This is a genomic window from Arsukibacterium ikkense (assembly GCF_000987775.1).
Lineage (GTDB): Bacteria > Pseudomonadota > Gammaproteobacteria > Enterobacterales > Alteromonadaceae > Alishewanella > Alishewanella ikkense.
In genome coordinates this window covers 82,200-105,154 of sequence record NZ_LAHO01000003.1, presented here as the reverse complement: position 1 = coordinate 105,154, position 22,955 = coordinate 82,200, and the positions used below count along the sequence as shown (strand labels likewise).

Below are 22,955 nucleotides of genomic sequence, written 5' to 3'. Positions count from 1 at the left end.
CTGGCTGTCGTGACAGCCATATTAGCCAGTTTAACAGCGTGTGCGGTTAATCCAGGCGACCCGATAAATACGGTGCAGGCTGAAATTGCTGCTATTAACCCAACGCCGTTGCAACGCATTGAAAATGACGAGCAACAGCAACAAATACAACAGCGGGTACAAGGGTTACTACTGCACCCTTTAACATTAGATACTGCGGTGGAAATCGCCGTACTTAATAACAAATCGTTGCAGGCGGAATTATTTGCCCTGGGGGTATCGGCTTCACAACTGCAACAAGCGTCACAACTACCCAACCCTGCCATTATGCTTACCCGCAATGTGTCTGATGGAAATTATTCAACCGAATTAGAGTTTGGTTTTAATATCCTGTCGCTGCTAACACTACCTAAAGTGCGCCAGTTAGAAACGAACCGATTTGAACAGGCACGTTTACTAAGCGCGCAGCGTATTGCCGGTATAATTGCGGATACCCGCCACGCCTATTGGAATGCCGTGGCCGCACAAGAGGTACTGCGTTATCTCGAGCAGGTGTATACCACTACGGAAGCCGGGGCTGAACTGGCAAAACGGATGCTGCAAGCTGGCAATTTCAGTAAATTAGATTACTTGCGTGAACAAGGTTTACTGACTGAAGCGACCTTGAATTTAGTCAAAGCACGACAGTTAGCTTACAACAGCAAGGCAACGCTACAACAACAGTTAGGATTGTGGCAGGAGTCAGAGCGTTTGATCCTACCCGATCGTTTACCTGAAATTCCAGCAGAGCTGACCGAATGGCGCAGTGTAATCCAGGGAGGATTAGACCAACGGTTGGATATCAGACTCGCAAAATTAAAGCTGGAGCTTGTTGCGCAAAGTGCGGGCCTGACCAAAGCAACCCGGTTTATCAATGCGTTTGAATTAGAGGTAGGTGGCAATTTGCAGGATAGCTCTGAAAGAAGCTATAAAGCCGTGCTGGAGTTGCCTCTGTTCGATTGGGGAACCTATCGGGTGAAAAAAGCAGAGTATCAATATAAACAAGCCTTTAACGAAGCTTTTGCTACTGGCGTGTCGGCACGTTCAGAATTAACAACAAGCTATCACAACTACGCCTCAAGCCATGAGTTGGCACAGCATTACAAAAACGCCATGTTGCCCATTCAGCAGCAAATCGCGGAAGAAAATCAGCTGCGCTATAACGGTATGTTTATAGGCGTGTTTGAGCTAATTGCTGATGCGCGCAATCAAATTAACGCGGTTACTGGTTATGTCAATGCCACCCGGGATTATTGGTTGACAAAGTCGCAATTAGATATGGTCATGATTGGTGTACCTGTCACCAAGCAAGAGAGTACCGAACAGCAACCTGTTAGCACTGCGGCAGATGCCGGCCATTAAGGAGTAATTATGTTTTCTCGTCGTGAATTATTAAAAAGCATCGGAGCTCTTACGGCAGGCGTGGGTGTCGCTGCTGTCAGTCGAGCTGCATTGGCCGGGATCCCTGAAGTGGTCAGCCAACACTCTCCCGATACGATGGCGCCCTTGTTACCGGCGTCTGGCCGGCCTTATAACCCTGTAGTTACGCTTAATGGCTGGACATTGCCCTGGCGGATGAACAATGGTGTTAAAGAGTTTCATCTGGTGGCTGAACCTGTAGTCAGGGAAATTGCGCCTGGGATGAAAGCGCATTTATGGGGTTACAACGGTCAATCACCAGGGCCGACCATTGAAGTGGTTGAAGGTGATAGAGTGAGGATTTTTGTCACCAATAAGCTGCCTGAGCATACCTCCATTCATTGGCATGGCCAGCGTTTACCGAATGGCATGGACGGCGTGGCGGGATTAAATCAACCCGCTATTCCGGTGGGTAAAACCTATGTTTATGAGTTTATTGCCCGGCGCCCCGGCACCTTTATGTATCACCCTCATGCTGATGAAATGGTACAGATGGCCATGGGTATGATGGGATTCTGGGTAACTCATCCAAAAGATGCGCATCCACATATTGAAGAAGTGGACCGTGACTTTGTGTTTCTGCTCAATGCTTACGATATAGAACCCGGCGCCTATACGCCAAAAATCATGACTATGTTGGATTTTAACCTGTGGACCTTTAACAGCCGCGCCTTTCCGGGTATTGACCCATTGGTGGTGCGTAAAAACGACAAAGTGCGCATTCGCGTGGGTAACCTGACCATGACTAACCATCCTATTCACCTACATGGCCATGAGTTTACGGTAACTGGTACTGATGGCGGGCCAACGCCACCGGGTAGCCGTTGGCCGGAAGTTACCACCGATATTGCGGTTGGCCAAATGCGTCAAATTGAATTTATTGCTGATGAAGTGGGTGATTGGGCGTTTCACTGTCATAAGTCACATCATACGATGAACGCGATGGGCCACGATGTACCAACCATGATAGGCGTTGACCATCGCGGTATAACCAAAAAAATCCAGACTTTAGTGCCTGACTATATGGTAATGGGCGAACGCGGCATGGCCGACATGGCGGAAATGACCATGCCGTTACCTGACAACACTTTACCGATGATGACCGGTGACGGCCCTTTTGGCTCGGTAGAAATGGGCGGTATGTTCAGTGTACTTAAAGTGCGGGAAGATCAGGCGCCAAACGATTATTCAGACCCGGGTTGGTTTAAACATCCCGAGGGGACTGTTGCCCGGGAATGGACCGGCGATATTGCTAAGCCCAAGCGCTCTAAAGAGCATGGTGGCCAGCTAATGCCGCTGGAGCAACCCCAGGCGAAAGAGCTGGAAGTAAAAGTGCGTAAACCTCAAACCCATAACGGGCATAAATAGCAACGACAGGTGAATTATGAAATTAACAAAAATTAGTATGGTAATAGTATTAGCAGCATTAGCAATGCAATCTGCGGCGGCGCAGGAAACTCATTCTCATCAGCATAAAAGCGAAGAAGCTGCATCTGATGAGATGACGACAGCCACTATTCGTAAACTGGATATTGAATACGGCAAAATCACTCTAAAACATCAGACCATTAAAAACCTCGGCATGCCCCCTATGACCATGGTTTTTCAGATTGAAGATAAAACAATGTTGGAAGGCTTGGCTGAAGGCGACAGCGTGCGCTTTAAAGTGGAGAAAAAAGGTACTGCGTTGGTTATAACTACTATTGAAAAAATGCAGCACAGCGGACACTAAGGATATTAAATAATGAGAAATATTAGTTTCGCCAACAGCAGCATGATATTTTTTGCTGCACTATTGGCTTTAGTTATGCCCACAACAGGCTGGGCACATACCAGCCTGAAATCATCTGCTCCGGCGAATGGACAGACAGTTGCTGACCTAAGCCAGCTCAGCCTGGAGTTTGGTGCACCACTGCGCTTGATGAGTGTTTCGTTAACTGACGCTGCAGGTAAAAATATTGCACTGGAGTTTAAACGTTCAGTTACGGCTCAACCCCGTTTTGTAATACCCCTTAAAGCTACGTTGGCAGCGTCAACTTATAAGGTCACATGGATGGGCATGGGAGATGACGGTCATAAAATAGAGGAAGACTTTAGTTTTGTTGTCGACCCCAATTCCGCTTCCGGGGCAACAACTCAACCCGATGAACCAGCGGTCGTTCAGTTTAGCGGGTTGGAGCACCCCGCGGCTAAAGTGGTACAGGATTTCCATGCTGCACTAAAAGCCGGTGATACCGACGCGGTAGCACGGTTACTGGCCAGTGATGTGGTCATTTTTGAAGGGGGTGGCGTTGAGCGCTCAAGAGCCGAATATCAGAGCCATCATATGGCGGCAGATATGGCGTTTTTAAAAGAAATGTCAATTGAACCGCTGGAGCATCATGTGCAGGTGCAGGGTGACAGCGCCTTGTCGCTGGCACGATCAAAAGTCAGCGGCCAGTTTAAAGGAAAGACTATAGCTCATACCGGCATGGAAACTATTACCTTGCAGCATCGTAACGGTAGCTGGCGGATCACTCATATTCATTGGTCGAATTAAGTTATTGAACACAGGAGGGTAAAGCCCTCCTTAAGGGTAGAGTGTGGAGATCACTAATCTTATAAGCTGGCTAGCCAGAGTGTTAACTTACGTTGCCACTGCTGGTGTGATGGGGGGCTTGTTCATTTGGCGATTAACGCGGCTTTATGAAACCGGGTCGCACTGGTTGCGGCGTTATATTACGGTTTGCGCCGCGTTAGGTATTGCTGCCGTCTTGCTTACATTCTCAAGCCAGTTATTGATGTTTAGTGGTCAAGGCTTTGCTAGTTTTTACGACTGGGAACTCTACGCCATGCTGCTGTCGGGTAAACCGGGTTTAAGTTGGGGTATAGCGTTAGGCGGTTTTGGCAGTTGTCTATTTGCAGTCATAATTTACTGGCGGAGCCAATTTTGTACTCCGTTACTGCTACTTAGTGTTGCTGCTATTTTGGTGTCATTTACCTTTACCGGGCATATGGTTAGCACCCCCTGGTATGGCAAGCTGGCACTGTTGTTACATCTGTTGACGATATCGCTGTGGATGGGTTCATTGTTGCCCCTGTGGCAGCTAACCCGAATAGCTGAAACCAAAACGCTAGCAAGCGTTATGGATAATTTTGGTAAGCTGGCGATGGTTTTTGTTGGTGTATTATTGGTTATGGGTGTTGTTATGCTGCAAATGTTGCTGGGAGATTTACGTCTGTTGTGGCAAACAGCCTACGGTCAAACGTTGCTAATAAAGTTAACCCTGGTTACGTTGCTGCTTGGGCTCGGTGCCTCGAATAAACTATTACTGGTACCGCAATTGGCCAAGCCGAACGCAGTAAAACGCCTCAGAGCGGTTATTGGTATTGAAATATTTACCGGCATGTTGGTACTGGGTATCACGGCCTGGGCAACGGTGGTAGTAGGTTTGGAAGTGGGATAAGAATGTGGACAATTTTTATTGCTCATAAACCACAATTATTTAAACTAAATTGCCCAGCTTTTTTAAGGTCATATCTTCTCCAGTTGGAAGATATTATATCAAGAATAACCGATTAAACGCGTTCCAAAATCCTTTTGAAACAATCTTCGGGTAAGTGCGGCTTGTATCTTAAAGTCTGATTTTGGATTGGGTTAGCAGTAACTACCTATATAAATAAGCTGGATAATATACTTTCTGTGAAAAAAATTAAGGATCTCGTCTGGCCATATATTTGCAAGGCACAGCAGCAAGCAATGACAGAGAGTTAACCAGTTACGTGTTCAATTTCGAGAGTGCCGGCAGCGCTCTGGTAAACGGTTTATCAAAAGTTGTCCGTTTTCGAAGCTATGTGGTCACTAGGCCACATAGCGACGCACTGGCAGATGTTACGAATTGGGCTTAAACGCAATGATAATCGCGAGGTTATTGGTCAGATCGTCCGTTTGATAGCAACGGTTCCGGGTTTTATATTTGGTTGGGTTCCAAGGGGAAATCCTGGAGGCGCGAATATCTCTGCTTTAAAGCCAGTGCCCTTGCCAGCTGACTTGCAACCCTTGCTAGCTGACAGCCCCATTTGGCGGGACGTCTTAATACGCCTGACTATTTACGCGGTTATCGTTTTAATCGTATTAGCATAAACACCCATACTATTGCCAAAACGTTCTTCGCTGCAGCCCAATGCTGCAGCGAAGCAGGTTAATGATTATTCCGTTTGCTGTTTGCGGTTATCGTTTTTGTGTACCCAATGATATAACACCGGCAATACCAGCAAGGTCAGTAAGGTTGACGAAATAATACCGCCAATCACCACTGTCGCCAGCGGACGCTGCACTTCTGCACCGGTGCCAATATTAATCGCCATCGGCACAAAACCAAGGCTCGCGACCAAAGCGGTCATTAGCACAGGGCGCAACCTGGTAAGCGCGCCTTCCGTTATCGCAAGCAGCAAGTCACCTTTTTCACGCCAGAGATCGCGAATAAAGCTCAGCATGACCAGGCCGTTCAGCACCGCCACACCTGATAATGCGATAAAGCCAATGCCGGCAGAGATTGATAAAGGCATACCGCGCAAATACAACGCCAGCACGCCACCGGTAAGCGCCAACGGCACACCGCTGAAGATAATAAGCGCATCTTTTAATGACGCAAAAGCCATCACCAGAATACCTAAAATCAGCAGCAACGTAACAGGCACCACGATGCTAAGGCGCTGACTGGCGGACTCCAGCTGCTCAAAAGTACCGCCATAATCCAGCCAGTAACCGGCTGGTAATGCAACGTCGCGGTTGATTTGGGCCTTTACCTCTTCTACAAAACTACCAAGGTCTCGCCCGCGCACATTCGCGGTTACCACTACCCGGCGTTTGCCATTTTCACGACTAATTTGCGCCGGCGCAGGCGACACATCTAAGGTAGCCACTTCCTGTAACGGTACAAAGTCCCCATTTGGTAATGGCACCGGCAACACCGCCAGTTTGTCCAGATCGCGACGCAGGGTTTCCGGCAAGCGCACAATCAGCTCAAAGCGTCTGTCACCTTCATACAGAATACCGGCCGACGTACCTCCAATTGCCGCTGATACCCAGTCCTGTAGTTCAACCACATTTAAGCCGTAACGGGCAAGCGCAGTTCGGTTGGGGATCACCGACAAGGTTGGCAAACCAGTGACTTGTTCGACTTTAGTATCCGCAGCACCTTGCACCTTGTTGACGGCTTGCAGAATTTGATTAGCGCTTGTAACCAGCTGATCTAAATCATCGCCAAATACCTTAATAGCCAGATCAGCTCGTACACCGGAAATCAGTTCATTAAAACGCATCTGAATAGGTTGGGTAAATTCATAGTTATTGCCCGGCAATGTCGCCAAAGCAGCCTCCATTTCAGCGACCAATTGGGCTTTGGTTTTATCCGGATTGGGCCATTCACTGCGCGGTTTTAATATCACAAAGTTGTCAGCCACATTGGGTGGCATCGGATCGGTCGCCACTTCTGCGGTACCAATTCTGGCAAACACTTTATCAACCTCAGCAAAGGTTTTGATCTTCTGCTCCAGAATTTCCTGCATTGCAACGGCTTGTTCTAAGCCGGTGCCCGGAATACGCATGGCATGTAAAGCGATATCGCCCTCATCAAGCTGAGGCACAAACTCCGATCCCAGGGTGGTGGCCAGCCACAGACACACACCAACCAGAGCACTGGCCAAACCAATCACCAGCCAGCGAAATTTGAGTGCCAGCGCTAATAGCGGTGCGTACAGGGTTTTAGCGCCTCTTATGACCGCACTTTCTTTTTCACTGATTTTACCATTTAAGAACACCGCCACAGCGGCAGGCACAATGGTCACCGACAACACCATAGCGGATAACAGGGCCATCACCACAGTCGCTGCCATAGGATGAAACATTTTACCTTCGACACCGGTCAGCGAAAAAATAGGAATATACACGATAGTAATAATGGCCACACCGAACAAACTGGGCCGGATAACCTCTGCAGTTGCCAGATACACCGTATTTAAGCGCTCTTTTAGCGGTTGGATACGGCCGTTGTGCTGTGCCTGCGCCAGGCGGCGAACCGCATTCTCGACAATAATCACCGTACCATCAACAATTAAGCCAAAATCCAGCGCACCCAGGCTCATCAGGTTGGCAGAAACGCCGGCTTGTACCATGCCGGTAATGGTCATCAGCATTGATAGCGGGATCACCGCCGCAGTGATTAACGCCGCCCGCAGGTTGCCCAGCAGGATAAACAACACTACGATCACCAGTAATGCGCCTTCCAGCAGGTTTTTACTGACGGTTGCAATGGCTTTATCCACTAAGGTGGTGCGATCATATACTGCTTCAGCAATAACACCCTCTGGCAGAGAGCTTTTGATCTGCTCCAGCTTTTGCGCCACATCCCGTGCCACTGTGCGTGAGTTTTCATCAATTAACATCATGGCTGTACCCAGCACAGCTTCTTTACCATCCTGAGTTGCCGCACCGGTTCGCAGCTCTTTGCCAATGGCAACATCGGCAACGTCACTCAGCTTTACCGGTATTGTGTCGTATTGCGTAATAATGACATTAGCAATGTCATCCAGAGAGGTTAACTGACCGGGCGAGCGTACCAGCAGTTGCATGCCCTCACGTTCAATATAACCGGCACCCCGGTTGTCATTGTTGGCTTGCAGGGCCAGTACAACATCCTTAATACTCAGGCCATAATTAAGCAGTTTCAGTGGGTCGGGTAACACATGGTATTGCTTGTTGTAGCCACCAATACTGTTTACCTCCACCACACCTTTAACCTGTGCCAGCTGAGGTTTTATTATCCAGTCCTGGATTTCCCGCAGTGCCATGGCATCGTAAGGTGAACCATTTTGTTGCAGCGCGCCCGGCTTGGCCTGCACCGTATACATAAAGATTTCACCAAGACCGGTTGAAATAGGGCCCATTTCAGGCTCTATGCCCTCAGGCAACATATCCTTGATAGCGCCTAACCGGGTGTTGATTAAATTGCGGGCAAAGTAGATGTCCGTGCCTTCTTCAAACACCACCGTTACCTGTGACAAGCCATAGCGTGACAATGAGCGGGTATAACTTAAATTGGGTAAGCCATACAGGGCAGTTTCTACCGGATAGGTAATACGCTGCTCTGCTTCAAGTGGCGAATAACCCGGTGCCGCCGTGTTTATTTGTACCTGAACGTTAGTAATATCCGGCACTGCATCAATCGGTAACTGTTGGTAGCTCCAGCTACCAATGGCAATAATCAACAGTGTCAGCATTAAAAATAGATACCGCCTCGCAATAGCCAGGCGCAACATGGATTCAATCATAGTGCCCCCTTAATGCGCGTGCTCGGCTTCAGATTTCTCAATATCCGCTTTTAACAGATAGCTATTTGTAGTGACATACAACTGGCCGGGCTTTAAACCGGCAATCACTTCGACATAATCCATGTCGCTACGGCCAAGCTGTAATGGGGTAAAGGCATATTCGCTATTGTTTTTTACGAAGACTCCGCTTTTATTGTCCAGTATTTGAATGGCCGACTTTTTAACGGCAAGCTCAACGTTGAATTCACCGCTTATCACAGCACCTTCGATCAATTGCCCGGACGACAGTTTACCGTCACGGTTATCCAGCTTAACTCTGGCCAGTTGATAGGGCTGGGTTAATGATGGGATGATATGCGCAATTACGCCGTTAATCTCAGTGTCAGCGGCCATAATGACCACTTTTTGTCCTGTTGCGACAGCATCTTGTTGTGACGGGTACACGCGAAAATCGGCCCACAGGCTGCCAAAATCAGCAATGCTGAACAGCGTCTGCTGCTGTGCGACTTCACCAACATTGGCGCTGCGCTGAATAACAACGCCGTCAATTGGTGCTTTAATGGCATAGGTATTTAAGCTCTCATTTGACTCGACAACGGCCAGTACATCGCCTGCTTTTACGCTGTCACCCAGTGAGAATTTCACCGAGGTAAGAATACCGGGAAAACGGGCATTAACATGGCTGATGCGGTTTGGATCAGCGCTAAGCTTGCCATAAACCACCTGATGTTGGCGTAATCGCTGGCTGTCAGCACGGTCTGTGACAATATTAACCGCCGTAGCCATATCATCACTAATGCGGCTGCTTAGGGTTTCGTTGTGTTCATGCTCGTCGTTTTCGTCGTGCCCTTCATGCTCATTGTGTTCTTCATGTTCTTCGTGCTCTTCATTTTTCTTAGTGTCAGATTGCGGCTTTACCGCTTGTTCTTTGGCATGGACGTGAGCTTGTTCTTGCTCATTGGCGGCCATTACATGCATCGGCATCAGCCAGGCTGCAATAAACATTGCCAGTGTTACATGTGGTTTCATAATGCTATCTTCCTGTATGTTCTGTTTGCCACGTCGCACAGTTAATGAAGTGCGGCAGCGGGGCAATAATCTTGTCAGTTACTGCGTTACCGGCTCGGCGGTAAGCTGTTCAATCGTCACCTGGCTCAATAGCACCGCAGTGGCGGTTTCCAGTAAGTGTCTTTTTGCCTGCAACAATTCTTGCTGGGCATTAAGCCAATCCTGATAATTTGAGCGCCCGCGCTGGTATGCATCACGCGTAAGATCCAGCGCTTGTTCCAGGTTGGGGATCACGTACTGCGCCAACTGTTGGTGACTGGTAATAAATTGCTGTCGTTGCGAGTACGCATCAAACAAGCGTTCATGCAGGATCAGTAAGCTATCCTGCTGTCGATACTCGACATTGTTTCGCTCTGCCAGCGCAGCTTCGATGGCTGCACTATTGCGACGTTCAGCAAATAACGGCACTGAGATACCAAAGGTAAGGCCTGTATCATCACTGGCCTGATAGCGTCTTACCCCTACCTGCCAACTCAGATCGGCGCGATTCTGGCTTTGTGCCAGTCGCACTTCAGCGTCTTTTAACCGACGTTCAGAGGCAAAAATGGTTAACGCCGGCGATTGTTGCAGCCGCTGATACAGCTCAGCAAAAGGGCGGCTTTGGCCAAAAGCAAACAAGTTACCTGCCACAACGTTAAAGTTGGCGCTGGTATCACCCCAAAAACGTGCTATGGCTATTTTTTGCCGCTCAATGCGCTGCAACAGGGCGTCCCGCCCGATCTGAACCTGAGCCAGTTGCGCCTTTGCCCGCATGATTTCAGCATCTGACAAGGCACCGCTGGCGGCACGTTTTTCAGCGCTTTGCAGCAGGGCTTCTGAGAGCGCTACGGCCTCTTCTGTCAGTGTCAATTCCTGCTGGCTGGCCAGCAGATTAATATAATTGCGGGTAAGCTCTGCCAGCACATCCAGGGTTTGCGCCTGTTGCTGCCATTCAAGAGTATTGAGCCTGGCGTCTACTACCGCAGCGCGCCACTGAGCTTTATTATCCAGCTCTATCACGGAAGATAAGGCGACTGTCAGCTCAGCACCGGCCAGCCCTCTGGCCTCTCCGGTGCCCGCAACATTCTCAAGCTCTACACCGAGTTGATAACCGGGTTTAAGGCTTTGCAAATCACGCTCTGCAAACAGACGCTGTTGCGTAAATTTATACTGATGCAGCTGAGGGTTGTGTTGCAGCGTTTTATCTATTGCCTGTTGTAATGTCAGTGCTTGCGGCTCTGCACGTAGCGGAAGCGCGCAAAATACCGCCGCCAGTATTGCTGGCAGCATTAGTGTCATACGCATGGGTATGCTCCTGAAAGTTAATCGTTAATAAAAAAAGATAAACAAGCAGGATCAGATATTTGGCGGCGGCACCGGTGGGCGATAGCTAATGAGGTTTAACCCTGGTTGGGTAGCGGCTATAACGCTGTCACGGAAGTTAAGCACCTCCATGCCCTGAAAAAAAGCGATATAGCAGGTGACATGAGCATGATTACTGTGTTCGTCGGTATCATGCTCAGAGTTATGTTCAACGTTATGTGCAGTGACTTGCTCACTGCTTACGTCGAAAAGGGTATCTGAGTGGCAGTGTTCATGTTGCAGGTCAGTGTAGGTATGGGCATGATCAGGCAAATGCATAACTAACGCATCACAGGCCATCACGGCATGATTCAGCATAGTCAGCAACAGTAATAATAAGCCTGATGTACGACCTAACATAAATCCCTCAGTAAGTTAGCGCTATGGTAGCGCTATTGCGACTTAACAACAAGCTACGCTTTTAGCTGTAAAATCCTGCGCGCACCATTGAGTACAACTAATCCAATGATGAACCCTATTACCAGATCCGGATAGCGTGACCCGGTCCAGGTGACTAATAATCCGGCCAAAATCACCCCTGCATTTGCGATAACGTCATTTGCAGAAAAAATCCAACTGGCTTTCATATGCGCGCCGCTTTCTTTTTGTTGATGAATTAACGAAAGACAGATCACATTAGCAACCAAAGCAATAGCGCCCATAATTAACATCAACGTCGACACTGGCTCGTTACCAAACAGGTAGCGCCGTATCACCTCACTGATCACCCCAAAAGCTAAAATTAATTGCAGCCAGCCGGCAAGCTGTGCGGCGTTTAATTGAACCTTGCTACTACGCCCGACTGCGTATAGCGCAACCCCGTATACCGCTGCATCGGCAAACATATCCAAAGAGTCGGCTATTAACCCGGTTGATTGAGCCAGCCAACCGGTCACAAACTCTACTGCAAACATCACCGCGTTAATGCCCAGCAACCATTTTAAAATTAACTCCTCACGCAGCGAACCTGATGCTGTGGATTGTCTGGCCTGCGTTACCTCTTCGGGTTTCACCGGCCCGGTCTTTGTCAGCGATGCGCCCAGCCCTAAGCTGTGCATTTTTGGTGTAATTTCATTGGCATTCACCGTGTGAAAAACGCGAACCTGCCGTTGTGGGATATCAAACTGTAACAGAACACCAGGCTCAACTGTTTCCAGCGCCATACGGATCAAACGCTCTTCGGCAGGGCAGTCCATTTTAGGCACCCTAAATTCACTAAGGTAGGCATATTTTGCATGCTTATCAGGTGCATCAACGGCGCTATTTTCACTGTTGCCCGTTTCGCTACACTTATCATTGGAACAGCATTTTGGATTCATAACCGATAAACCTTGGGTTGTTATGGAACATAGTTTAAAGTCTATAGTAACTATAGAGTCAATAGGCCGCAGCATGATAATAAAAATTGGTGAGCTGGCAAAAATCTCCGGCTGTTCTGTTCAAACTATCCGTCACTATGACAAGGAGCAGCTTCTTTCGGCGAAAATACGTAGTGATGGCAATTTTCGTCTCTATGATCAGGCCGACATCGAGCGACTGCTATTTATTAAACACTGCCGGAGTTTAGATCTGAGTTTGGCAGAAATTCGTCAGTTACTGAGTTTGAATGACTCGCCAATGTCGCAGTGTGATGATGTCAATCAGATGATTGAACAGCATATCGAACAGGTAGAACGTCGCATAGCGGATTTAACGCAGCTTAATAAACAACTAAAGGCTTTACGTCTTAGCTGCAACTCGAAGCGCACGGTAGAGCACTGTGGTATTTTAAAACAACTGAATGAAGCCGTTAGTCAAACCAACTAAGTTGTTATCAGCAATAAATAGGTGAGTCTTAATGCACCAGCACAACCATTCACATATCAAAGACGACAGCGACAACCGGATCGCTATGGCTTTTTTTCTTAATGTGGGTTTCACCCTAATTGAGTTTATCGGCGGTTGGTTAACCAACAGCACAGCAATTATGGCAGATGCAGTGCATGACCTGGGTGATAGCTTATCTATTGGCAGTGCATGGCTGTTGAACCGGCTTGGCCGAAAGTCTGCAAACCGACAATTTACTTACGGCTACCGCAGATTGTCATTGTTTGGCGCCTTAATTAACGGCTTGGTATTGATTGCCGGATCGGTTTGGGTACTGACTGAGGCAATACCGCGGCTGGCTAACCCGGTAATGCCAGTGACAGAGGGAATGCTGGCTTTAGCTGTGCTGGGTGTTGCAGTCAATGGCTTTGCCGCTTACCGCTTGAGTAAAGGAAATACACTGAATGAAAAAGTGCTGAATTGGCATTTGCTTGAAGACGTTCTTGGGTGGGTTGCAGTTTTGGTTGTGGCTATTGTGTTGCAATTTGTGGATTGGCCTATCCTTGACCCTTTGCTTTCTATTGGTTTCACCTTATTTATTTTGGTTAATGTTTTACGAAACCTCAGCACAACTGCGCGTTTATTTCTGCAAGCCGCGCCAGATAGCAAATTGCAAAATGAAATCCAAGATACTTTGCTGAAAATTGATGAGTTAGACAGCATTCATCACCTGCATCTCTGGTCGCTTGATGGTGAACATCATGTACTCACCGCACATGTGGTAACCAATGCCAGCAAGGCATTTACTGCAAACCATTATGCCGATATTAAGCTGCGTATTGCTAACGCATTGGAGCAGTTTGATTTAGCACATACCACGATAGAACTGGAGTTAACACAAGAAGATTGTCGGGATGAATTCCCGGATATGGTGCAGTGAAGTGCCCGTCATTACAACGTTAGGTTTATTTATCATTACTGCAATAGCAGAAATTGTCGGTTGCTATTTGCCTTACTTGTGGCTGAAAAAAGGAGCTTCAGCCTGGGTGCTGTTACCTACTGCAATCAGTCTGGCATTATTTGCCTGGTTGTTAACGAGCCTGTAGAAAAACCTGTTCAGAACACAGCATTTTCACTTCGGCTATTCTGTTTATTATTTGTTATCAACTTTGCAGGTTTCTGGTGATAATTTCAAGACAAGATTTATTCTGATGTTAATTTGGTTTTATAGCCTCGCTATTAGCGGAGTTTAGGCCACTCTTCACCTCGCTTTACCCCACCTTGCCATAACGGCTTACTTTCTCTAAGTTATGCACCATACAGAACAACTGCCATTGGCCTTGCACCTTAGTTTTGCCGCGCAGGCTAAACCGTTTTAGCCCTTTGTTCGTCCCAATATTGCCAAACACCGGTTCTACTACCGACATGCGGTGGCTATAGATTTGTTTACCCGCCTCGCTATCTACCCGCTGTTTCATCCAGTCGGTGTAATTCGGGGGCGCATTGGCTTTCATTAAAAACGATACCTGTCGGCCATTCCCTTTTCTATGACTCGCCGACTCAGGGTTTATCATGCATTGCTCTTTTAAATTACAGTGTCGACACTGTAATAATCTGCCATTAAATTGCGCTCGTTGTAGCCCGTCTGATTCCAACCTAAAACCTCTAAAGGGCAACAACTCACCTGCAGGGCAAATACAGGTCATGGCTATTGGGTCAAACGTAAATGCACTGGATGGGATAATCGATTTTTGGCCTTTGGCGGTAGGAATATGTCGTTTGCCATATTTTTGTTTTTGTTCGCTGAATTTCGGGTCACGCTTTCTAAACTGATTATCCGGGACATAACCATTTATCTTCTGTTGGTATAAATAACTATTGTTTGCTTCATTGGCAAAGCCCGTATCGGCCGTCACGATGGTATTACCGGCAAAGATATCCTCGCTAATCCCCATCCGTTTATAGCGCTGCTTTATCTTTTCTAACACCGGCACTAAGGTATGGTGCTCTTGTCCTTCACCGAACGCTTGTGCATCCACGATTATCTGATGCTTCTTATCCACCGCCGCCACACCGTTGTATCCCTGAATAGTGCCTTTGCTGGTGGTCATCTTGGCCGATTCGTTGTCGGTGATATTACTTTTTACTTCCTTGCATCGTTTACCCTGGCCCATCCGTGGACTGGCGGTCTTTAAAAAGTGTTCGATTTTGTCATGCGCTTTATTCAATGTTTCAATGCTTTGCTGGTGCCGCGCTTTGCGCTCGTCATCGGCATTAGCCTGTGCATCCAACTTTTTATGCTGTTCCAGATGGTAGCGAATTTGCCGCTTGAGTTTATCCCGTTTAGCGCTCAGCTCTTTAAAGGTGCCTGACCATTCCTTGGCAGCGTTAGAGGGCATTTTGCAGCCATCAATGGCGAACAGTTCATTACCCAACAACCCTTGTTGATGACAAACCAACAATACCTGCTCAAACAGCTGGGCAATTTGTACCGACGAGCCACTGACAAAGGCCGCAATAGTCGTAAAGTGCGGCACGGTATCGCACGACAAGGCTTTAAAGATAATGTTAGTTTCGCAGCACCACTGGATTTCACGGCTCGAAGTAATACCCTTGGAGTAGGCAAATAGAATAATTTTTAATAACACAGCTGGATCATACGCCGGACGGCCGTTATCTTCATTCTGGTATTTGCAGTGAAATATCGACAAGTCCAGTTTGTTATCAATCAGGTAATGAATGGCATGCTCAAAGGTGCCAGGCTGGAGTTGATCAAGGTAATTAATCACCACCATGGCATTTTGATTGTAATCGTAAGGGATATATTTAGGCATTAGGCGTTGTCCACTTTTTAATCAGACAACGCTATTTGATCACAAACTTGATCGCATGAAAAGAGGTTTTTCTACAGCCTCAACGCTTCACCCAACGGCTGCTGGACGTGTTTACGCGGCTTATGGCGGAGTATACGTAACAATAGCAATAGTCTGGTTGTGGGGAGTAGATGGCATTCAACCACACCGCTGGGATCTGGCTGGCGTGGGGCTAATGCTCGCAGGCATGGCAGTGATCATGTTTGCTCCCAGATGAAGCAGACTGTACTCGGAGCATCGGTTTGAAAGTGAGTAAATGGCGAAATAATGAATTTCATAAAAAACATATTCTTAGTCATCATTATATGAGAAATTTCCCGAATCCCGGCTAACCCTCACTAAGGCATCGTCAATATAGGCGGTGGTATAGTGGTCAATAATCCCACTCCAGGATAAGACGACACTCAGCACAATAAGGCTGAACAGCAACCAGCGAACCTGCTTGGAGTATGCACTGTGGCTAAGTTCTGCCATTATTCGGCCTGTATTAAGGATAAAACCAGATAAAATGATGCTATCAGCCTCAAGCTGTACTGTCGATGAGCAAACAGAATTTTGTTATAATCCGCGAAAAGCTGCCGACAAACAGGAAGATAAGTTGTTAGATGTGCATTGTTGTGACGATTTAACAACGATAGAACCTGCCGCGTGGGACAGCTTGTTTTGGGCTGACAACCCGTTTTGTCGCCATGCTTTTCTGGCAGCATTGGAGCAGGGCGGCAGCGTCGGCGAGGGCACCGGCTGGCTGCCGCAACATTTACTGGTGTATCGCGCTAACAATTTAGTTGCTGCTATGCCCATGTACTTAAAGCTGCATTCTTATGGCGAATATCTGTTTGACTGGACCATTGCCGAGGCCTATCAGCGCCAGCAGTTAAGTTATTACCCTAAGTTACTTTGTGCTATTCCGTTTACGCCGGCACAAGGCCCCCGGCTGGGTTTAGCGCCAGGCGAAAACTCAGAGCAGCTGTATAAGCTTATACACCAGGCTATCTTGCAACGGCAGCAGCAGTTGGCCTGCAGTAACTTTCAGTGTTTATATCCGGATATAGCGTTACAGCAGATCATGCGCCAGCACGGTTTGCTGGAGCGCTTCGATGTGCAGTTTCAGTGGCATAATCAACATTATACTGACTTTGCCGGATTTTTAGCGCGGTTGCCCTCGCGTAAACGCAAACAAATAAGTAAAGAACGCCGGCAGGTACAACAACAAGGTATCGAGGTTATAACGTTCGATGGCAATAACCTGCCGACAGATTTTTGGCCGCAATTTGTTGGCTTTTATCAGGCCACCTATCAAAAAAGATCAGGCCATAATGGTTATTTAACCCCGGCAACCTTTGCCCTGTGGGGGCAGTATATGGCCGATAGCATCGTCGTGTTTGCCGCCTATGCTCAGGGTAAGCTGGTGGCAGCTTCGTTATGCTTTAAATCAGCTGATTGCTTATATGGCCGTTATTGGGGCTGTGTTGCTGAATTTGATAAACTGCATTTCGAGTGCTGCTATTACGCTGGCATTGACTATTGTATTGCCAATAAACTGGCACGATTTGATGCCGGCGCTCAGGGTGAGCACAAACTGAAGCGCGGCTTTGTGCCGGTTATTCGCCATGGTTTTTATCACTTTAGCCCCGGCCCGCTTGTTGATGCGATTAGCGACTACTGTCAGCGCGAGCAAGCGGCGTTACTGGATTATCAACAACAGACATTGCAACCTTAGTTAAAAAGGTTGGGCTTAATAGCCTTTGCTTCCGTATAAAAAGCCTGACGTTCTCAATTGACTTGTGGTGCCATGACAGACAATCGTTCAAAAGTGCCGGTTAACCGGCTTTCCCGCTTTGGTAGCTTAGCCTCGCTAGCTGGCAGGGTAGCCGGCGGCATGCTGGCTGAAGGCGCCAGGCAACTGGCGAAAGGAAACAAGCCCAGCAGTAAGGTGATGTTGCTTACCCCGGCCAACATAAAACGGGTGGCCGACCAATTGGCCCACATGCGCGGCGCGGCGATGAAAATGGGCCAGCTGTTGTCAATGGATGCGGGCGATTTACTGCCGCCAGAACTGTCAGACTTATTAACCCGGCTGCGGGCCAATGCCAATCCAATGCCCAGCAGTCAGTTATCACAGGTTTTGCGCCAACAACTTGGTGAGCAATGGCAGCAACACTTTGCTGACTTTACTTTTAAACCGATGGCGGCTGCGTCTATTGGCCAGGTTCATCAGGCCTATCATGATAACGGTACTAAACTGGCAGTAAAAATTCAGTATCCGGGTATTCAGGGCAGCATTGATAGCGATGTTGATAATGTGGCATCGTTACTGAAGATCAGTGGCCTGATCCCGGCAGAGGTGGACTACCAGCAGTTATTGCAAGAAGCAAAAGCGCAGTTGCAAACGGAAGCCGATTATTTGCAAGAAGCCCGCTATTTACAACGTTACCGCCAGCATTTAGCGGCTGATCATGCCTATACTTTGCCGCAGGTGTATCCCGAGCTCAGTAGCAGCAGTATTTTAGTGATGTCGTTTGTGGAAGGCCACCCCATTGAAAGCCTGCAAAGTGCCGGGCAGGAGGAGCGGGATAGGGTAGTTAGCCTGCTCTTTAAACTGTTATTCCGGGAGTTATTTGAGTTTAAATTGGTACAAACCGACCCTAATTTTGCCAACTATTTATACAATCTGCAAAGCAAGCAACTGGTATTGCTGGACTTTGGCGCATGCCGGGATTATCCCAGGCTAATAAGTAACGGTTATAAAGATTTATTCAGCGCCGCCTGTTGCCAGGATCGTTCAGCAATGGCGAAGGCACTTACTGATATTGGTTTTTTCAGCCAGAGTATTTTGCCAGAGCAAAAAGAAGCCGTGCTTAACGTAGTTGAGCTGGCTTGTGAACCACTGCGCCAGCTCACAGCCTATGATTTTGGTCAAAGCGATTTAGCCCAGCGCTTGCGCCTGGCCGGCACTGCACTTAGTATGCAACAAAATTATTGGCACAGCCCACCGGCCGATGCCTTGTTTTTACACCGTAAAATAGCCGGTTTGTATTTGTTGGCGGCCAGATTGAATGCCCGGGTAAATATCAGGCAACTTATTACGCCGCACTTAACTCAGCGCGCTTTGCAACAGGAGTGTCATGTTTAAATCGATATACGCCGTATGGGTAGCCACTGTGTTAAGTAGTGTGGCGCTGCTGGCGCCTGTAAAAGCAGAGCCCGCTGCGCCATTACCATTATGGGAAGCCGGCCTGATTGGCCTGAGTATTGAACAATTAGCCTACCCCGGCGCGGGTGCCCGGGTACAACGTAACTTTTTATTGCCTTACTTGATTTATCGCGGTGATTTTTTACGGTCCGATCGGGATAATGTCGGCTTGCGTGCTTATAAAACCGATACCTTGGAGCTTGATGTTGGCTTTGCCGCTGCGCTGGGCTCTTCTGAGAGTGAGATTGCTGAGCGCGCAGGCATGCCTGAGCTGGGCACCCTGATAGAGGCAGGCCCACGTTTGCGCTGGACGTTAAGTGACAATATCTGGGGCAGCCGCTTACGGCTGGATATGCCGCTAAGGGCGGTGTTTGATCTTGACGATGGCCTGCGTTACAGCGGTGTCAGTTTTGAACCGGCTTTGTTTGCTGACGTCATTACCGCCAATGAGCTGGCCTATACCTTTGGCATCAGTGCGTTGTTTGGCAGCGACAAGCTAACTGATCGTTTTTATCAGGTTACTGCGCAGTATGTGACAGCCGACAGACCGGAGTTTGATGCAGCCCCCGGCCTGATTGCGCTTCGCGCCTCGGGTGCCATTAGTAAAAAGTTTTCATCAAAATGGCGCGGCTTTGGCTTTGCCCGCTACGAGCGGGTAAGCAGTGCAAAAAACCGAAACAGCCCGTTAGTGGTGCAAAATGGCGGTTGGTCGGTGGGCTTTGGTGTCACGTATATCTGGGCCAGATCGACCCAGACAGTTAGTGGCTGGTAGAGGTTAGGCTTAGCCTGCTAAGCCATTGAAATCCAAACTGCTATGCCGTTCTGGCAGCTGCGGGCCATCCCCCCAGTTGCGGTTAACCATTACGCCGCGTTTTACCGCCGGGCGCGCGTCCAGTTGTTGCGCCCAGCGTTGCAGGTGGCGGTATTCCTGTACCTGTAAAAACTCTGCAGCCTCGTATAAACGGCCCAGTGCCAGCACACCATACCAGGGCCAGATAGCCATATCAGCGATACTGTACTCGTTACCGGCGACAAATTCATTATCAGCCAATTGTTTATCCAACACATCAAGCTGGCGTTTGGTTTCCATGGCATAACGGTTGATCGGGTATTCATATTTTTCCGGGGCATAGGCATAAAAATGACCAAAACCACCCCCTAAAAATGGTGCGCTGCCCATTTGCCAGAATAACCAATTCATTACCTCAGTGCGCTTGGCCGGCGCTGTCGGCAGGAAGCTGCCAAATTTCTCGGCCAGATATAACAAAATGGAACCCGACTCAAACACCCTGACATCATTAGTGGTATCCAGTAAGGCCGGTATTTTCGAATTGGGGTTAAGCGCCACAAAGCCGCTACTAAACTGATCGCCATCTTTAATGCTAATTAACCAGGCATCATATTCGGCGTCATTAAAACCTTGTTCGAGCAGCTCTTCGAGCAGCATGGTTACTTTTACGCCATTAGGGGTAGCCAGAGAATACAACTGCAGCGGCTGTTTACCCTGAGGTAATGGCTTGTTATGCGTTGCGCCTGCTATCGGGCGGTTTATACTGGCAAATTGGCCACCATTGCCAGCCTCCCAATGCCATACTTTTGGTGGGGTGTAAGGCGTATTCATGTAAACTCCTGTTAATGTTGGCAGTGCTAAATTGGCTTTACAGCGCAAAGTACTTGGATATGATATTGGTTTGGTTTAGCTTTAATGCAACCCTGTCACAATCGTGTTGAAGATAAAACCACTGTATGAGCCAATTTACTCCCATCTTGTTGCTGGCATGCTGCCTGTTTATCACAGGTTGTGCTAACCGTAATAGCCAAACCCTAGCAGAGAGCCCGGCACCTGAAATGCTGCTTAGTCAGGTGAGTTACAGCAGTTTACTGAATCTGCCTGCTGCGGCTGCCGGTATCAAGCTGGCGTACGGCGATAATCCGCTGCAATTTGGCCACTTGTATTTACCACAGATAAGCGCGCAACAGCCTGTGCCGTTGCTGGTTTTTATTCATGGTGGTTGCTGGCTAAATGCTTATGATATTGCGCACAGCAATGCGTTTAGTCAGGCCGTAGCTACGACCGGTATTGCGGTGTGGTCATTGGAATACCGGCGGGTAGGCGATACTGGTGGCGGGTGGCCTGGCAGCTATGATGATGTCTTGGCCGGTATCGCCCATGCGCAAACTTCGCTTAGTGCTTACCCGATTGATTTAACCCAGGTGGTGTTAGCCGGCCACTCCGCCGGTGGCCAATTGGCCTTATTGGCGGCTGGCCATAGTTACCATCACCAGGCTGCAAATAAGCAGCCGTTATTAGCGCCGGTAAAGGGCGTAATAGGCTTAGCGGCGATTACCGATTTACTCAGCTACCAAAGTGATGAGAGTAGTTGTCAGCGCGCTACCCGCCAGTTTTTAGGCGGCAATTACCCGCAGCTGGCTGACGGGTATCAGCAAGCCAGCCCGCAGCAACAGCCCATGCATCCACTGACCATGCTGTTACAAGGCAGTGACGACAGCATAGTGCCACTGACGCAGGCGACCAACAGCGGTATGCCATTTCAATTGCTGGATAATGCCGGTCACTTTGATTGGATCCATCCCCAGACTGAGGCGTATAAACATTTTCTATTCACCTTGCAGGAGCTATTAGCCCAGTGACAAGCCCAAGCGATATGTTAGCCGATGTAACTGCGGCAGCTTTAGTGTTACATGATCAACAAGACCCCCTTGCTGCCAAGCGTGATGCTTTTGTGCTGCCCGCTAATACTCTTTATCTGGATGGTAATTCATTAGGGGCAATGCCTAAAGCCGCAGCAGTCAGAGCACAACAAGTGCTGGCAGCACAGTGGGCTCAGGATTTAATCAAAAGCTGGAACACTCATCAGTGGATTGACTTACCACAAACCGTTGGCGAGAAAATCGCCCCTTTACTGGGGGCGGCTCCCGGCCAGGTAATTTGCTGTGATTCGACTTCGGTTAACTTGTTTAAAGTGCTCAGCTGCGCCATGTTAATGCAAACGGGCCGGGTTAAGGTATTATCGCAAGCCGGTAATTTTCCCACTGATCTATATATGGTGCAGGGCTTAGCCAGCTTATTGGGTGAGCAACACTGTCAGTTGGTGTTAGCCAACGACAGCATTGATAATCAGGCGCTAGAGCAGGCCATTACTGAAGAGGTGGCGGTATTATTGCTTACCCAGGTAGATTTTCGCAGCGGTAGGTTACTCGACATGCAGCGCTTAACCCAACTGGCCCACGCCAAAGGCGTGCTGGTGATCTGGGATTTAGCCCATAGTGCCGGTGCGTTGCCTATTGAATTGGATATCTGCCAGGTTGATTTTGCGGTTGGCTGTGGCTACAAATACCTCAATGGTGGGCCAGGTGCGCCAGCGTTTTTGTATGCAGCCAAGCGACATCATGCCCGTTTAACCCAACCATTAAGCGGCTGGATGGGGCATCAGGCACCTTTTAACTTTGACAATACTTACCAGAAAGCGCCGGGCATTACGCAGTTTCTTACCGGCACCCCCGCTATTTTGTCAATGAGTGTATTAGATGCAGCGCTAGAAGTGTTTGCTGATGTCGATATGGCAACGGTTAGGGAGAAATCACTGGCGCTTAGCAGTATCTTTCATCAGCTGGTACAGCAACAGGGCAGCCTGCACGCCTTGCAGTTGCTAACGCCACTGGAACCGGCAGAGCGGGGCAGTCAACTGGCTTATCAGCACCCAAACGCTTATGCCTTATGTCAGGCACTGATAAAGCAGGGGGTTATTGCTGATTTTCGCTCACCCAATATCCTGCGGCTGGGCTTTACACCGCTATATACCCGATACGTTGATGTTGGAACTGCCGTTGCAATACTGGCTAACATTGTGTCCAGTAACGAATATCTGAAACCGGAATATGCTATCAAACAGAAAGTGACGTAG

At 48.4% G+C, this 22,955-nt stretch carries 23 protein-coding genes; 15 read left to right on the top strand and 8 right to left on the bottom strand.

Annotation, left to right across the window (positions count from 1 at the left end):
• The first annotated feature begins 9 nt into the window (after window positions 1-9).
• The 6 genes from WG68_RS04160 to WG68_RS19785 all read left to right on the top strand — a co-directional run bounded on the left by WG68_RS04160 (window position 10) and on the right by WG68_RS19785 (window position 5,560).
• Window positions 10-1,380: a TolC family protein gene (locus WG68_RS04160; RefSeq protein ID WP_052748955.1), complete on the top strand. Its 1,371-nt coding sequence runs from the start codon at window positions 10-12 to the stop codon at window positions 1,378-1,380.
• Between the two features lie 9 nt (window positions 1,381-1,389).
• Window positions 1,390-2,805 carry a multicopper oxidase family protein gene (locus tag WG68_RS04155; RefSeq protein ID WP_046556403.1) on the top strand — a complete coding sequence of 472 codons (1,416 nt, stop codon included), beginning with the start codon at window positions 1,390-1,392 and terminating at the stop codon, window positions 2,803-2,805.
• A 16-nt stretch (window positions 2,806-2,821) separates the two neighbouring features.
• The gene (locus WG68_RS04150) at window positions 2,822-3,169 is read left to right on the top strand and encodes a copper-binding protein (protein ID WP_046556402.1); all 348 of its coding nucleotides are present in this window, start codon (window positions 2,822-2,824) and stop codon (window positions 3,167-3,169) included.
• 12 nt (window positions 3,170-3,181) lie between these two features.
• The gene (locus tag WG68_RS19015; RefSeq protein ID WP_052748954.1) at window positions 3,182-3,976 is read left to right on the top strand and encodes a copper resistance protein CopC; all 795 of its coding nucleotides are present in this window, start codon (window positions 3,182-3,184) and stop codon (window positions 3,974-3,976) included.
• 241 nt (window positions 3,977-4,217) lie between these two features.
• Entirely contained in the window at window positions 4,218-4,883 is a 666-nt protein-coding gene (locus tag WG68_RS04140; RefSeq protein WP_161796350.1) for a CopD family protein, read from the top strand.
• 386 nt (window positions 4,884-5,269) lie between these two features.
• Window positions 5,270-5,560 carry a DUF3703 domain-containing protein gene (locus tag WG68_RS19785; RefSeq protein WP_324292075.1) on the top strand — a complete coding sequence of 97 codons (291 nt, stop codon included), beginning with the start codon at window positions 5,270-5,272 and terminating at the stop codon, window positions 5,558-5,560.
• Between the two features lie 65 nt (window positions 5,561-5,625).
• Here WG68_RS19785 and WG68_RS04130 read toward each other — a convergent pair whose 3' ends face one another.
• The 5 genes from WG68_RS04130 to WG68_RS04110 form a co-directional block, all read right to left on the bottom strand.
• On the bottom strand, window positions 5,626-8,748 hold the full coding sequence (locus WG68_RS04130) for an efflux RND transporter permease subunit (RefSeq protein WP_046556400.1): 3,123 nt from the start codon (window positions 8,746-8,748) through the stop codon (window positions 5,626-5,628).
• A 9-nt stretch (window positions 8,749-8,757) separates the two neighbouring features.
• Entirely contained in the window at window positions 8,758-9,777 is a 1,020-nt protein-coding gene (locus WG68_RS04125; protein WP_046556399.1) for an efflux RND transporter periplasmic adaptor subunit, read from the bottom strand.
• Window positions 9,778-9,855: 78 nt separating this feature from the next.
• Complete coding sequence (locus WG68_RS04120; RefSeq protein ID WP_046556398.1) at window positions 9,856-11,100, bottom strand: TolC family protein; 1,245 nt, start codon at window positions 11,098-11,100, stop codon at window positions 9,856-9,858.
• 51 nt (window positions 11,101-11,151) lie between these two features.
• The gene (locus tag WG68_RS04115) at window positions 11,152-11,517 is read right to left on the bottom strand and encodes a hypothetical protein (protein ID WP_008224341.1); all 366 of its coding nucleotides are present in this window, start codon (window positions 11,515-11,517) and stop codon (window positions 11,152-11,154) included.
• A 53-nt stretch (window positions 11,518-11,570) separates the two neighbouring features.
• Window positions 11,571-12,476 (bottom strand): cation transporter, encoded by a 906-nt coding sequence (locus tag WG68_RS04110; protein ID WP_046556397.1) that lies wholly within the window; start codon window positions 12,474-12,476, stop codon window positions 11,571-11,573.
• A 73-nt stretch (window positions 12,477-12,549) separates the two neighbouring features.
• Here WG68_RS04110 and cadR point away from each other — a divergent pair, with 73 nt between their 5' ends.
• From cadR to WG68_RS19305, 3 genes are read left to right on the top strand one after another with little or no spacing between them, the layout of a single operon-like run.
• Window positions 12,550-12,963 (top strand): Cd(II)/Pb(II)-responsive transcriptional regulator, encoded by a 414-nt coding sequence (gene cadR, locus WG68_RS04105; protein ID WP_008224336.1) that lies wholly within the window; start codon window positions 12,550-12,552, stop codon window positions 12,961-12,963.
• A 31-nt stretch (window positions 12,964-12,994) separates the two neighbouring features.
• The gene (locus tag WG68_RS04100) at window positions 12,995-13,903 is read left to right on the top strand and encodes a cation diffusion facilitator family transporter (RefSeq protein ID WP_011918390.1); all 909 of its coding nucleotides are present in this window, start codon (window positions 12,995-12,997) and stop codon (window positions 13,901-13,903) included.
• Entirely contained in the window at window positions 13,878-14,069 is a 192-nt protein-coding gene (locus WG68_RS19305; RefSeq protein ID WP_456059086.1) for a hypothetical protein, read from the top strand. The genes WG68_RS04100 and WG68_RS19305 overlap by 26 nt, the downstream gene beginning before the upstream one ends.
• A gap of 165 nt (window positions 14,070-14,234) precedes the next feature.
• On the opposite strand, the gene WG68_RS04090 is transcribed toward WG68_RS19305, so the two are convergent.
• Window positions 14,235-15,797: a transposase gene (locus WG68_RS04090; RefSeq protein ID WP_046556395.1), complete on the bottom strand. Its 1,563-nt coding sequence runs from the start codon at window positions 15,795-15,797 to the stop codon at window positions 14,235-14,237.
• 55 nt (window positions 15,798-15,852) lie between these two features.
• Between WG68_RS04090 and WG68_RS19300 the strand changes: the two genes are divergently transcribed.
• Window positions 15,853-16,053, top strand: a complete 201-nt coding sequence (locus WG68_RS19300) for a YnfA family protein (RefSeq protein WP_268753147.1) — start codon at window positions 15,853-15,855, stop codon at window positions 16,051-16,053.
• Window positions 16,054-16,127: 74 nt separating this feature from the next.
• Here WG68_RS19300 and WG68_RS19515 read toward each other — a convergent pair whose 3' ends face one another.
• Window positions 16,128-16,310, bottom strand: a complete 183-nt coding sequence (locus WG68_RS19515) for a hypothetical protein (protein WP_152663022.1) — start codon at window positions 16,308-16,310, stop codon at window positions 16,128-16,130.
• Window positions 16,311-16,344: 34 nt separating this feature from the next.
• Between WG68_RS19515 and WG68_RS04085 the strand changes: the two genes are divergently transcribed.
• The 3 genes from WG68_RS04085 (at window position 16,345) to WG68_RS04075 (ending at window position 19,801) form a co-directional block, all read left to right on the top strand.
• Window positions 16,345-17,556 carry a GNAT family N-acetyltransferase gene (locus WG68_RS04085; RefSeq protein WP_235357668.1) on the top strand — a complete coding sequence of 404 codons (1,212 nt, stop codon included), beginning with the start codon at window positions 16,345-16,347 and terminating at the stop codon, window positions 17,554-17,556.
• A 72-nt stretch (window positions 17,557-17,628) separates the two neighbouring features.
• Complete coding sequence (locus tag WG68_RS04080) at window positions 17,629-18,969, top strand: ABC1 kinase family protein (RefSeq protein ID WP_046556394.1); 1,341 nt, start codon at window positions 17,629-17,631, stop codon at window positions 18,967-18,969.
• Window positions 18,962-19,801: a MipA/OmpV family protein gene (locus WG68_RS04075; RefSeq protein ID WP_046556393.1), complete on the top strand. Its 840-nt coding sequence runs from the start codon at window positions 18,962-18,964 to the stop codon at window positions 19,799-19,801. Before WG68_RS04080 ends, WG68_RS04075 begins: the two co-directional genes overlap by 8 nt.
• A 9-nt stretch (window positions 19,802-19,810) precedes the next feature.
• On the opposite strand, the gene yghU is transcribed toward WG68_RS04075, so the two are convergent.
• Window positions 19,811-20,650 carry a glutathione-dependent disulfide-bond oxidoreductase gene (yghU, locus tag WG68_RS04070; protein ID WP_046556392.1) on the bottom strand — a complete coding sequence of 280 codons (840 nt, stop codon included), beginning with the start codon at window positions 20,648-20,650 and terminating at the stop codon, window positions 19,811-19,813.
• Window positions 20,651-20,775: 125 nt separating this feature from the next.
• On the opposite strand from yghU, the gene WG68_RS04065 reads away from it, so the two are divergent.
• Both WG68_RS04065 and kynU read left to right on the top strand, forming a co-directional pair.
• Window positions 20,776-21,681: an alpha/beta hydrolase family protein gene (locus WG68_RS04065; RefSeq protein WP_052748953.1), complete on the top strand. Its 906-nt coding sequence runs from the start codon at window positions 20,776-20,778 to the stop codon at window positions 21,679-21,681.
• Window positions 21,678-22,955, top strand: a complete 1,278-nt coding sequence (gene kynU / locus WG68_RS04060) for a kynureninase (RefSeq protein WP_235357667.1) — start codon at window positions 21,678-21,680, stop codon at window positions 22,953-22,955. The genes WG68_RS04065 and kynU overlap by 4 nt, the downstream gene beginning before the upstream one ends.